The sequence below is a fragment of the Myroides albus genome (assembly GCF_024722315.1).
Taxonomy (GTDB): Bacteria; Bacteroidota; Bacteroidia; order Flavobacteriales; family Flavobacteriaceae; genus Flavobacterium; species Flavobacterium album_A.
This window is the reverse complement of the sequence record NZ_CP102754.1, coordinates 167,024-180,937: the sequence shown is the minus strand read 5'-3', so window position 1 is coordinate 180,937 and position 13,914 is coordinate 167,024. Positions and strand designations below refer to the sequence as shown.

Below are 13,914 nucleotides of genomic sequence, written 5' to 3'. Positions count from 1 at the left end.
TATGAATTCATTTACAAAAGAAATATTAGCAAACACAACACCTGCACAAAGTTTAGAACTATTATTAGAAGGAAATAACCGATTCGTAAACAACCTAAAGTTTAACCGTAACTTCTTACACCAATTACAAGAGACGAAAGACGGACAACATCCCCATGCTGTTATTTTGAGTTGTATGGATAGTAGAGCTCCATTAGAGCACGTATTAGACCAGGGTATTGGTGATATATTCAGCTTGAGAATAGCGGGTAACGTACTAACGGATGAAGTAATCGGAAGTATGGAATACGCGTGTAATGTAGTGGGAAGTAAGTTGATCATGGTGTTGGGACACAGTAGATGTGGTGCGGTAACAGGAGCGTGTAACCATACTACATTAGGAAAGTTAGACACAATTTTAGAACATATACACCCAGTAGTAGATAAAGTAAAAGCTAAACACGCAGGAGAAGATTTATCCTCTGCCGAATTAGTAGAGTTGGTAACTATAGAAAATGTAAGATCCATAGTGGCTCAATTACAAGAAGTGAGTCCATCATTGACTAAGCTGATCGAAGAAGAGAAGATAGGAGTAGTAGGAGCTTATTATGATGTGGTAAGCGGTAAGGTAGAACTGATCTGCTAAGGCAATTTGATTAAAGTGAAAGGAGGGTGTCCCAAAAGGTCACCCTCTTTTGTATTATATAAAACGTTACTTTTCTCTTAGATTAAAAGTTCTTGCAATTAAAACGAGTTTTAGACTTATAATTTGTCATTTTTCGTTTATCAGTCTCTTTTTTAGGATGAAAATTGTTGTTTAAAGTCGATTTTTCTCTATTCTTAGTAAGTTTTCTTAAATTATGTGCAAGAGCCATCAGTCCAAATTCAATTTCGACCATTTCTAATCCTCTTAGAGTAAACCTAGTAAATTTGTTGTTGCTTTTTAGTTGTCCAAAAACAGCTTCTACTTCTACAGGTCTTTTACTTCTATGATATTTACCGCGTTCAGAGTTGAGTAATTCTCTAATATGTTGTTTTATTTGAACCAATCTATGATTCATAGAGACTGTTCTGTTTTCTGCTGCTTTATTACATAGCTCTTTTAACGAGCATTTCAAGCAGTTAGAAGCTTGATACAGATGTATTTTTGACGCAAAACCAGTGGTGGTGTATTTAGTACTACTTCCAATATTAGGTAGCTTTTCTCCATTTGGACATAAGATGTAATCAAACAATTTATTGTAGTAAAGATTGTGTTGTAGAAAAGGGTTGTTCTTCCAAGCTCTTTTCTGTTCCATATGAAAATAATTAAATTTCACATAGGGCGTTATTTCTCTTTCAAGTAAATACAGATAATTCTCTTCGCTACCATACCCAGCATCTGCTACAACTTCTTTACTTTGTTGTGCATAGGTTTGTTCAAAAGTCTCTAGATGATTGATTAAGGTAGTGGTGTCAGTTGATTTTTGTGCAATAGTATAATGTGTAATAAATTGATTTTCAGTACTTATTTGAGTATTGTAGGCAGGTTTAAGTTGCCCGTTTTTCATGTGATCTTCTTTCATTCGCATAAAAGTAGCATCTGGATCTGTTTTACTATAACTATTTCGAGTACCTAAAGTTTCTAGTTGTTGTTCGTATTTTTGCAAGCGAGGTAAATGCTCGTCTTCTAACTGTTTGAGCTGTTTAGCTGTAGGTTTGGGTAGGTCTGCCCTATGTTTATTTAACTGAGTCACTTTTTCTTTAAGCTCTAAACTATCAATATTTTTGGAACAGTGTTCTTTTGCGAGTTCACTTTGATCCTGTTTGATTTGACCCTCTATTTCTGTGAGAACATCTTGAATTTTTGTTTCTAATTTAGCCTTGTTTTTCTCCACTGAACCACGCCATACAAAGGTGTATCGGTTAGAGCTAGATTCAATTTTTGTTCCATCAATATATTGAACTTGTAAACTAACATATTGTAATTCTTGTAACAGACGAACCACATCTGCAAAAAGCTGATGGATTTGACCTTTCAATCGCTTAGCGCGAAAATAATTAATCGTGCGATGATCAGGCAAGCTATTACCAGATAACCACATAAAATAAATGTTCTCCGTCAAAGCCCGTTCAATCTTACGCGATGAATAAATATTATTGAAATAGGCGTAGAATAAGACTTTTATCATCATACGGGGATGATAACTGGTGGTCCCTCCTCCTTTGTATTGACTTAAAATAGAACTAATATCTAACTCATCAACAACAGCATTGATAAGACGAACAGGATGGTCTAGAGGAATTTTAGAAAAAATATCTTCAGGAAATAGACTCGGCGATTTTAAACTTTCAGATTTGAACATTATATTTGTCTTTCTTATTGTTTGGTTGCACCTTGAAGATAATTATTTTTGAGGACAAACAATGAAAAAACCCCGCCTTTTTTAGACGGGGTTTTGTTTTTTAGGCTTTTTAGACAGCCTCCTTTGTGTTTTTGATTATTTTTCTTGTGCCAACATAAGCCAAATTATTGGCAAAGGGTAATTATTGTCTTAAGGGTTAAATATCAACATCGCGAACACTGCAAACAAAACTAAGTGCATTACTCCCATAATAGGAGTGGTACGCTTACCTAAGAAGGTCATTAAACTGAGTAGTAAAGTGATGACAAATAGAATTGTTTCTGTACTATTCATTCCAAAGAGTACTGTTTTTCCAGTTATAAGGCCTACTATTAAGACCGATGGCACTGTTAAACCTACTGTAGAAACGAATGCGCCATGGCATAAGTTAATTGCGCGCTGAAACTCATTGTTTAAAGCGGCTTTAACTGCTGTCATCGATTCTGGTGTAAATACAATTATTGCAACTAATACTCCTCCTAAAAGGGTTGGAAGATTTGCTGATTGTATGCCGTAATCGACAACGACAGCCATATTATGTGACAGTAATACGATAGGTAGTATCATGCCGAGTAAGATAATTGAGCGCAACCATATCTCCTTGTTAGCTTTTGTTGTCGTTTTTTCAGAAATCACTTCTGTTGCTTGGTTTTGTTCTTGTAGTAATCTGTCTTTGTAGAGAATTTCCATAGACCCCGTTTTGGGCTGTACATAGAGGTGTTTGTATCCTTTCATTTGAAAAAACAAGAAGATACCGTATAAGAAAATAATAAACAAAGCCAATAGAATAGCTTGAGTATCACTAAACCTTCCTCCTCCAGCTCCTTGAATAAAATTAGGTAGCATCAATCCAATGCCTCCCAACATAATAATCATGGCGATATAGGACATGGTTCCTTGTGCGTTGTATTCTTGTTCACCATATTTTAACCCTCCCAATAGTATACATAAGCCGATTACTAAATTCATTATGATCATCATCACGGAGAAAATAGAATCTTTTCCGATAGTAGGATTTTCGCCAGGTCCTAACATTACAGCTGAAATAAGAATTACTTCTATGGAGACAATAGAGAGTGTTAGAATTAAAGTTCCATAGGGTTCTCCTAACTTGTGAGCTAATTCATCTGCTTCTTTAACTACTCCAAACGCTGCTCCTACAATGGTAAATAAAAGCACTAAAAACAGTGTGCTCGCTAACCAAGGCGTTAAGCTTTCTCCTGTTATAGTGTTTCCGTAAAACAAGAATATAAATACAATTAACCAAATAGTTGCTAAGCGTACTTTAGTTTTCGTTGGAAAAATACTTGTTGAGTTTGCGTTTTTCATTGCATTATAATATTAAATAAATTTGGGTTTAGAACAGGTCAAAAGTATTACTTCTCATTATTTATGTACTTATCCTATGATAAATATTCTTTAGAAATAAGTGAAGGTGATTTTCTATTAATTTATTAGAAAGAGTAGATAAAAGCGAGCATTGTAAAAATATCAATATTTTGATAATACTCCAAGAGCTTAATTAGGAGACGGTTCAATAGAGTTAGGGGGGGAGGTGAGAAGTTTTCCTATACAGATTAGCTAAACTTTTTGCGTAGTCCCCAACTTTTGTTACTGATCCCTAACTTTCGCAATAAATTCCTTTTGAATACAAAAAATCCGTAAACACATAATATTTACGGATTCTATATTTTTCTATTATCGGGGTGGCAGGATTCGAACCACTCCTTGTAAATATCTTTAAATCAATCTATTGGCTTGTTTGTAAAAAACCAACTCACCTAATAGCTCACCTTAGTAAATTAGGTTAAAATCAAATATAATGATTTTAAATGTATTAAAAAAGTACTAAAAAGTTAAATAATCACCTGTTTTTTTGATTGATGGAAGCGAATATTTTAGTAAAAATATTAGTTTTAGCCTTTGTTTGTTTTTGTTTTATTTTTCGGTGTATTGTTGTGTTTATTTTATATTATTAGTTAACTAATTTAATTTGATGTATTTTGTTATGAAATGATATACTAGTTATGGTATTATTGTGTTGTCGGGGTGTATATTTAGCTTTAATTATGTGTTTTTAGATTGAAATAAATAGACTTTTGTCTATTACAAAACATTTTTTTACTATGAATGTTTAGGTAATTGATTCTTATATCTTTACTTTATGTATTTTATGTTCAAATAATTGTTTTCTTATATTATAAATATTAATAAAGTTTTTATCTCCCTTATATTCCTCATTGCCATTTGCAAAACCTTCTTCTGTAATTTCATCTGGATAACAATTAATTACAGGTATAATAGAAGACTTAAACATATATTTTACGTGATCTATTAAATTGATGTCATTAATTTTTAATATTTTAAATAGTAAATCAATTTCTTTAGGATTAAATTGAAAATTGCCCATAGGAAATAAATGAATCGTGAAATAAGCACTATTAAAAGAGTGTTGTGATTTTTCTTCTTCTTGTTCCAGTTCCTTAAGCTCTTTTTGCATTACTAGTATCTTATTTGTGCTATCATCAATTTTCTCTTTTTCTTTAATGATCCATTCAACAAAGGTTCCTTCTTCTTTAGTGTAATTAATTTTTTTGATTAAAATTATAATTATCATATTGTTCTATGTAGGTGTCAAGAAGATTTAAAACTTCTAATATCTTTTCTTGATTTTTTATATTTTGATAGTATTCAAGTAAAACAGTTAGTGTAAATAATACATTTTCAGTGTGTTTATTGATTTAAAGTAAGATAATGTATCATTCACATTGTTTAAGACATTTGATAAAAATGTATCAGAAAGCTTTAAGTTTGTGATTCTGCGTACTAGGCAATCAAAGTGTATAATGAAACGACAGTATTTTATAGTACATATGTGATACGAAAAGTTTGAATTACCTTGTTTTGTCTGATGGCAAAGCTCTTCATATTGTTTACTAATTTCACCAAACTGCTGTTCTGCATATTCTACTTGATTTTGAACAAAAATGAATTAAACTTACTTTTAAAAAATTAATATATTTCTAATATTTCCCAAAAAAACACGTTGATTTAAAAATCTTATAGTATTATTTTTAATTTTATATCCTAGTCCAAATGAATAACCAAAATCTTCGTTAAAATCAAATATTTGAAGAACTATAGCTGTAATTTCACCATCTTTAAACTCTATATAATCATTATAAACAAAAATAGCAGTTTCTTCCTCAATATCTTCTTCTATAATTTCATGTGCAGTTTCTATTGCTTCTTCTAAGTCATCTGTAATTATTTTTTTCAACTTATTTCCTTCAGTATAAATATATGGACTAAAATCATTATTCTCTTGAATACTTTTAATCGCATATTCTTCTGCATCAACAACCATTTGTTGTAAATCTTTTCTAAGATCAGTAAAATTCATATTATTATTTTTTATTTTAATAGGAGGAGGTGTTTTTAATGCGTTTTCTAACGCTTTATTTGGTCCTTTACCTTTAAACACCCATTCTACATCCCAACCTTGTTCGGCAAGCTTTTTATCAAAATCAACCTCGTTTTTAATTTTTCAACTATAAGGTACTTCTTTAGACAAATAATCTTTGACTTCTATGGCTTTTTTATTACTAATATCTCCGATATCAAGTTTTCTTTCAAGAATACCAGATTCACTTCTTACTGCATTTCCTTTTGAATCAAGTTTCATAGGAAGTTCACGTTCTCCAAAACCAATCATTTTGTGATAATCATCAGCCATCTTATTACCTCTATTGGCATTTTTCATATTTGCATCATACTTATTACTCCATTTGTCATAATCTAATTTTCTTCCTTTTTTTGATATCTATCCCATCTGTTAGCTTTATGCCCAGGAGTACCAGGTTTTAATTTATTTTCAACCTTCGCATCTTTATCACTATGTGTTTCATTTCCATCAGGTTTCTTTTCTTTTGGTTTTTCTGCCTTAGGCTTAGTTTTAGGTGTAGGTTCATCAACATGACCTCCTTTGTTATCTGGTGAAACTGCTTTATGTCCAGGATCAGCAGGTTTAGTATGAACTCCTTCTGTAGCGTGATTTTTATTCTGAGTTGTTTTTCCACTACTATGAGGTTCATTAACAACATGATTTTTACCTGTTCCCTTACTTTTTCCACCTCCTAACAAAAGCATTCCTAAAGCACAGTAATCTTGCGTAGTTCCACCTGTAGTATAAATATTCTCTATAGCATTAATATCCGTAAAGGTAGATTTTTTTACACCTTTTTTAAAATCATCTAAAGAGGCTTCTCCTGTTGTTCCATAGGTATCTAAATAAGCTGTAGTACCATCTAATACTTTATAGGTATTTCTACCAGTAATTCCAAGCCTTAAATTAGTTAAAAGGCTTCTAGGAGCTACTTTAACTAAATTGAGTGTTCCTTGTAGAAAACCTCTTCCACCTCCTGCAAATAGAGATCTAAAACCACCACCTGAAATTAATCCTCCACTCATTGCGATCATTCCACCTACCATAGCACCTTCTGCTACTCCTTTTATAAAATTAGATATACCTATAGCATAAGCTTGCGTCCACGTTTTTATATTAGGATTAAAAGAAATCTCGTCACCGAAAATTGGGCAAATCATGGTGTGATCTCCTGTTATGGTATCAATTCCAAATATAGTAAAATTACTTTTTGAGTCTTTCCATTTTTCTTACTTTAGCCACTAATTGCCCACAAAGTAAGCTTCCTATGACCGCTCCAAATGCCGCTCCAGCTATTGCGCCAATAAGTACTAAAGCTGCTCTACCAGTAGCTACTACAGCTACAGTTATTATTGCAGCTAAAATAGCTGCCACTAGCATTAATTTTTTACAACTAAAATCATCAAAGCTACTTGTAGCGGTGTTACTCTTAAGGATATATTTCTCACCCTTTTTATTTTTAACTTTTTCTTGAGTAGATTGATATTGAGCAGGCATTAATCCCCCAGTACACTCCCAAAAGTCTTTTTCTGTTATTGTTTTATTTCCCATAGTAACTATTCTATACGTGTCTGTACGATATCACGTTTATACCAATATAGTCTACAGCGATATTTTGAATATATAATCAAAGCTAATCCTAGCTGACGAGTAACTTTATCATCTCCAACTCTAATAGCTTTTTTTAATAGAAATGTATATTTACAACTATAAGTTTTTAATACTTGTCTCATATCAGTCTATTATTAATGAATTACTTGATCTTGGCGGTTGTTTTTGCTGCTCTAATGTACTGTTTAGTAAAACATTTCCTAAGGTTTGGTAGCTATCCTCAACCATTTCTAAATCATACTAATACTTTGCATACAAGAAGTTAGTATCTACTATTTCTGATTTAATGATTTTTCCTAATAGCACTTGATTCTTATCTCCTAAGTGGTATTGAGCTTCATCTTTTAGAATAGCTTTTTTATTTTCTAAATCAATATGCATAAAATTTTCATAAGCCTTATTAAACCATTTTTTATATAAAGATTCAGCTAATTTACCCTCTTGTTTTACTATCTTGGTTTTATCTTTTAATTCATTTAAACTTAAGTGATTGGATATCCAAAGTAACTTATCACAATAATGCTATGCTATATGGAGAGTATCTGGTTAGTGAGATGGATATAATAATAGGAGAGAACATAATACTTTTTTAAGAGCTCTAGTACAGGAATAATGTTTTTAGGTAAAAAATAATTATAATCTCTTTTATATTTATTTAATTAATTTTTTTTGTAATTTTATTTTAAAATGGCATAATATTTGAATATTTATAACAATAAAAAGTAAATCTATTTTTTTTAACTCTTAAAAAATAATTCATCTTAAAGGATAATAAAATTCTTTAGAAGAATAAGAAAAAAGACAACAACCTTAAAAAGACTAGTTAATGAAAAGAAAATTATTACCACTATCATTTCTGTTTGTCTCAAGCTTAGCTATGGCACAGGTAGGAATAGGTACAAAAAATCCGGATAAATCAGCGATGCTTGAAGTAGTAGCGTCGACTAATGACTTAAAAGGTATTTTAATACCAAGAATACCTTTAAAAACTCTTACAGATAGTTCTTTTGTCAATAAGGGTAATGTAACAAATAGTTTATTGGTTTTTAATATTACTGAAAATGATGAGCTTAGACCAGGGTACTACTATTGGTTTGAGACAGGTTGGTTACGTATAATTACAGATCAAGATGAAGCTTATAGAGATATTCTTAAAAATGAGGAATTTGCGGTGAATGATAATGAGCAAAATCTTTACTTAAAAGACTCTAAAGGTAATATTGTATCGGTTCCTTTAAAAGATGTAAATATATTAACATCTTTGATAAGTCAGAGTAATGGACAGTATGTATATACTGCAGAAGATGGTAGTCAAACTACTATAGATGTTATCGGAGATGTAACAAATAACTTTGAAGATATTATTAATAATGAAGATGTTCAAGAGATTTTAAATCAGTATTTCAATAATGCTCTTCCCTTAGGTAACGTAACTTATGTTGAGGAAGAGGGTAGCTTTGTTTTTAAATATTTAGATGCGTCAGGAGCAAATCAACTCATAGACATTTCATCATTAGTAAAATCTTTTGAGACAATAACTACTATTACTCCAGAACAATCAAATGGAGTAAATACAGGTACTTATGTATATAAAAATGAAGCGCTTGATGAAGTAACTATAGATGTTATCGGAGATGTAACAAATAACTTTGAAGATATTATTAATAATGAAGATGTTCAAGAGATTTTAAATCAGCATTTCAATAATGCTCTTCCCTTAGGTAACGTAACTTATGTTGAGGAAGAGGGTAGTTTTGTTTTTAAATATTTAGATGAGTCAGGAGCAAATCAACTCATAGACATTTCATCATTAGTAAAATCTTTTGAGACAATAACTACTATTACTCCAGAACAATCAAATGGAGTAAATACAGGTACTTATGTATATAAAAATGAAGCGCTTGATGAAGTAACTATAGATGTTATCGGAGATGTAACAAATAACTTTGAAGATATTATTAATAATGAAGATGTTCAAGAGATTTTAAATCAGCATTTCAATAATGCTCTTCCCTTAGGTAACGTAACTTATGTTGAGGAAGAGGGTAGTTTTGTTTTTAAATATTTAGATGAGTCAGGAGCAAATCAACTCATAGACATTTCATCATTAGTAAAATCTTTTGAGACAATAACTACTATTACTCCAGAACAATCAAATGGAGTAAATACAGGTACTTATGTATATAAAAACGAAGCACTTGATGAAGTCACTATAGATGTTATCGGAGATGTAACAAATAACTTTGAAGATATTATTAATAATGAAGATGTTCAAGAGATTTTAAATCAGCATTTCAATAATGCTCTTCCCTTAGGTAACGTAACTTATGTTGAGGAAGAGGGTAGCTTTGTTTTTAAATATTTAGATGAGTCAGGAGCAAATCAACTCATAGACATTTCATCATTAGTAAAATCTTTTGAGACAATAACTACTATTACTCCAGAACAATCAAATGGAGTAAATACAGGTACTTATGTATATAAAAATGAAGCGCTTGATGAAGTAACTATAGATGTTATCGGAGATGTAACAAATAACTTTGAAGATATTATTAATAATGAAGATGTTCAAGAGATTTTAAATCAGCATTTCAATAATGCTCTTCCCTTAGGTAACGTAACTTATGTTGAGGAAGAGGGTAGCTTTGTTTTTAAATATTTAGATGAGTCAGGAGCGAATCAACTCATAGACATTTCATCATTAGTAAAATCTTTTGAGACAATAACTACTATTACTCCAGAACAATCAAATGGAGTAAATACAGGTACTTATGTATATAAAAATGAAGCGCTTGATGAAGTCACTATAGATGTTATCGGAGATGTAACAAATAACTTTGAAGACATTATTAATAATGAAGATGTTCAAGAGATTTTAAATCAGTATTTCAATAATGCTCTTCCCTTAGGTAACGTAACTTATGTTGAGGAAGAGGGTAGCTTTGTTTTTAAATATTTAGATGAAACAGGAGCGAATCAGCTCATAGATATTTCATCATTAGTAAAATCTTTTGAGACAATAACTACTATTACTCCAGAACAATCAAATGGAGTAAATACAGGTACTTATGTATATAAAAACGAAGCACTTGATGAAGTCACTATAGATGTTATCGGAGATGTAACAAATAACTTTGAAGACATTATTAATAATGAAGATGTTCAAAATAATATATATGAAATAATAGAAACAAAAGGAAAAGCATTATTATCAGATACTTCTATTAAAGTAACATATGGAGAAAAGGCATTGCTAAATGAAACAAGTATTGAAATAGCTAAAAAAGGAGTCGATGCAGAACACTTAAAAGATAATGCAATACTTACTTCTAAAATAAAAGATGGAGCTGTAAGTGAGAGTAAGTTATGGGCAGGTCAAGGAAAGAACAATTTTGTTGCTATAGCCCAAAACGATGGTACTGTAAAATACCAAGAGTTAGATACAGTATTACAAGGAGAGGCCTTATCTGTTGATAATTCTTTAGAGATAGAAGGTGATGCCTCGGCATCTCTTCTTAAGGGGGTTAAAGTCCAGGTTGCAACCAGTGGAATTGTAACTAAACATATAGAAGATAAAAGTGTTACTTCTGAAAAGATAGGCTCTGAAAATATGCCGAATGGTGCGGTTTTAATAGCTAATGGAATTGGAGGAGCTCTATTTACGCCCTTGAAAGAAGCTTTAATATATGCTGTCAATGGAGATATTGTAGGAGATGTAGAACAGACTATTTTGGTTAAAGGAGGTGAGAATGTATTAATTGGAGAACAAGGTAAAGAAGTGGAGATTGAACTTAATGTTTCTGGAGTCAAAGAAAAACATATCGCCAATAGAGCTGTTACGGCGTCTAAATTAAACGCAGAAAATGCTAATGAAGGATCGGTAGCTATAGTTGGTACAGGAGGTACTGTAAGTTATCAACCTTTAACATCTGATATGCTGACAGAAAAAGGATCTATTATACCAGGAGAAACAATCACCGCAATACAAGGCGCAGATGGGGCAGTACTTCAAAACGTAATTTTAGAGGTCAATGATAAATCTATTACTGCCTCTAAGCTTATTGCTAGAGAAGAGGAACAAGGATATGTAGCTATAGTTGGAGACCAAGGAATAGTTAATTATCAACCTTTAACTTCAAGTGTTTTACAGAATAAAGGAGCAATAACTACTGATGACATTATTATAGCATCTGATAATGGAGTAAATAAAGTGTTAGAAGATGTGAATTTAAGTATTAGAGAAAAGAGTATAAACACCGAACAATTGGCTGACAATGCGGTTAAAACAGCTCAAATATCAGAATTAGCAGTAACTAATGATAAGATTACTTCTGGTAATGTAGGGAAAGGTAGGGTATTGCTAAGTGATGATCAAGGAAGAACAGTTTGGGGAGAAATGGATAAAATTTATGACTCTGTAGCTGGTAATTTATTAACAGATAATATTATTACCATCATGCCTGACCAACACGGTGCAACTGTCACAGGAGATAAGGCCTTGTTAAAGGATATTAGATTAGGTATTAAAGAGCAAAGTATTACTAATCAACAAATAGCTGAACAAACAATTCAGATTAATAAATTAAGTAGTACAGGTTCGGATGAAGGAATGGTAATGGTAACAAATAGTGATGGTGGATTTAATTATGTGGATAGAGCGAGTATTGTACAAGAAGCGAAAGATTTACAGCTAGAAGATGGTTTGCACTTTGTTAATGGTAATGGAATATCTGCTGTTTTAGCTAATACAACAGTAGGAATACAAGATCAAGGTATTGTTACAGCAAAATTACAAGATAAGGCTGTAACAGCAGCTAAAATATCTTCAGAAGGAGCAGTTTTAAATGCAGTACTAACAGCAGATGGTTATGGAGCTGTAAATTATCAAGAAATAAACGAAAATATTTTTTCTGGTAAAGGAGAAAGCTTATTATCTGATACCTCAATTAGTGTTACCGCTGAAAATAAAGCTCTTCTACAGCAAACAAGTATCGCAGTTGCTGAGCAAGGAGTGGATACAAAACATATAAAAGATACTGCTGTTACCACAACTAAAATTAGTTCCAAAATAGGAGATGAGTTAATAGGTGAGGGAGCATTTTTAGTAACGAATGGTCAAGGAAGTACAACCTTTTCTTTTATGGATGAAATTGCCTCAAAAAGTGGAAAGGAATTAAAAGCAGATACTTCAATCTCTGTTGTTGGAGGAGATCATGCACTTTTAAAACAGGCAACTATTCAAATAGCTCCATCAGGAATTCAAGAACAACATTTAAGTGATAAATCTGTCACTCCTCAGAAAATTAATGCAGATGGTGAAACTAAAGGATTAGTGCTACTTACAGATGGTGAAGGTGGAGCGAGTTTTGAAACAGTTACAGCAGCTATAGCTGATGCGGGTAAAACTTTGTATGCTGGTGATGCTATCGAGGTTACAGGAGGAAATCAAGCACTTTTAAAGGATGTGAGTATTAGTGTTAAGGATAAAGGTATTAGAAATGGAAAAATAGCAGACAAAACAATTCAGGCAATAAAAATAGATGCAGATCAAGCAGATCAGGGAACTGTTTTAACTTCTTTAGGAGATGGAGAGGCAAAGTTTTTATCTTTGAATAGTTATGGTAAGCAATTAAATAGTGATAGTTCTATTACAGTGTCTAGTAGGGAAGGTGTTTTATTAGCACCTGCGTCTATTAAAGTTAGTGATGCAGGTATTACAACAGAGCATTTGGGAGAAAAAACAGTGACGATAAATAAACTTTCATCCGTAGAAGGTGGTCAAAGTGCTACATCTAATCAAATTTTGTTAACTGATGGAGAAGGAGGATATAGTTTTGGAAAAGTTGATCAGGTAATAACTAAGGCTAATATCGCTGGAGGAGAAACAATTTCTGCTACTTCAGGATCAATAGGATCAGTTTTAAGAGAGGTTGTATTAGAAGTAAATAACTTATCAATTGATAGTAAACATTTAAAAAACAATGCAGTAATTACAGAAAAGATTGCAAATGATGCAGTAACCTATGCGAAGTTAAGAGCTGCTTCAGTATATGGGACAGTAGTAAAAGATAAAGGAGTGACAGCTGCAAAAATATCGTCTCAGCAAGCAATTGAAGGAGAGTTATTGGTAGCTGATGGTGATGGAGGAGCTGCTTTTAGACAGGTTACTTTTAATGGAGTTGACTATAGTCAAGATGAGCAAATTAAAGATATAAAATGGTTAGATACAGATAAAAAAGTAGCTCAGAAAGTTTTCGAAATAGAATTAACTCAACCAGACAATAAAATAACACTAGATGGTGATTTTGCGTCAATTATTCTAGATGCTAGATTGATCAATCAAGCAACTAATTCTTCTACTCGTGATTTAATAAAAAAGGAAGTTGTTAATGGGAAAACGGTCTTAACACTTGGAACACCAGGTACAGTAACTGTAAAACATCCTAAAGGCAAGTATTACCTTATTTTAGAGTATGTAAAGAAATAATTTTCGAT

10 protein-coding genes are annotated in these 13,914 nt (G+C 31.9%); 2 read left to right on the top strand and 8 right to left on the bottom strand.

Translation table 11 applies throughout. From position 1 onward, the window contains the following. Position 1 precedes the first annotated feature (1 nt). Positions 2-625: a carbonic anhydrase gene (locus tag NWE55_RS00910; protein WP_155093187.1), complete on the top strand. Its 624-nt coding sequence runs from the start codon at positions 2-4 to the stop codon at positions 623-625. An 82-nt stretch (positions 626-707) separates the two neighbouring features. On the opposite strand, the gene NWE55_RS00905 is transcribed toward NWE55_RS00910, so the two are convergent. The 8 genes from NWE55_RS00905 to NWE55_RS00870 form a co-directional block, all read right to left on the bottom strand. After that, positions 708-2,324 carry an IS1182 family transposase gene (locus tag NWE55_RS00905; RefSeq protein ID WP_258204053.1) on the bottom strand — a complete coding sequence of 539 codons (1,617 nt, stop codon included), beginning with the start codon at positions 2,322-2,324 and terminating at the stop codon, positions 708-710. Between the two features lie 189 nt (positions 2,325-2,513). Next, the gene (locus NWE55_RS00900; protein ID WP_155093188.1) at positions 2,514-3,692 is read right to left on the bottom strand and encodes a calcium:cation antiporter; all 1,179 of its coding nucleotides are present in this window, start codon (positions 3,690-3,692) and stop codon (positions 2,514-2,516) included. Between the two features lie 820 nt (positions 3,693-4,512). Next, positions 4,513-4,980: a hypothetical protein gene (locus NWE55_RS00895; protein WP_230381564.1), complete on the bottom strand. Its 468-nt coding sequence runs from the start codon at positions 4,978-4,980 to the stop codon at positions 4,513-4,515. Between the two features lie 387 nt (positions 4,981-5,367). Next, a complete protein-coding gene (locus NWE55_RS00890) occupies positions 5,368-5,847 on the bottom strand; it encodes a hypothetical protein (RefSeq protein WP_258204461.1) in 480 nt (159 codons plus the stop codon). Between the two features lie 63 nt (positions 5,848-5,910). After that, the gene (locus tag NWE55_RS00885) at positions 5,911-6,126 is read right to left on the bottom strand and encodes a hypothetical protein (protein WP_155093190.1); all 216 of its coding nucleotides are present in this window, start codon (positions 6,124-6,126) and stop codon (positions 5,911-5,913) included. Positions 6,127-6,161: 35 nt separating this feature from the next. Then, complete coding sequence (locus NWE55_RS00880) at positions 6,162-6,968, bottom strand: hypothetical protein (protein WP_258204460.1); 807 nt, start codon at positions 6,966-6,968, stop codon at positions 6,162-6,164. A 43-nt stretch (positions 6,969-7,011) separates the two neighbouring features. Further along, entirely contained in the window at positions 7,012-7,359 is a 348-nt protein-coding gene (locus tag NWE55_RS00875; RefSeq protein WP_155093193.1) for a hypothetical protein, read from the bottom strand. Between the two features lie 300 nt (positions 7,360-7,659). After that, complete coding sequence (locus tag NWE55_RS00870) at positions 7,660-7,800, bottom strand: hypothetical protein (RefSeq protein WP_155093194.1); 141 nt, start codon at positions 7,798-7,800, stop codon at positions 7,660-7,662. Positions 7,801-8,245: 445 nt separating this feature from the next. On the opposite strand from NWE55_RS00870, the gene NWE55_RS00865 reads away from it, so the two are divergent. After that, positions 8,246-13,906 carry a phage tail-like protein gene (locus tag NWE55_RS00865; RefSeq protein WP_258204459.1) on the top strand — a complete coding sequence of 1,887 codons (5,661 nt, stop codon included), beginning with the start codon at positions 8,246-8,248 and terminating at the stop codon, positions 13,904-13,906. Positions 13,907-13,914: the final 8 nt, after the last annotated feature.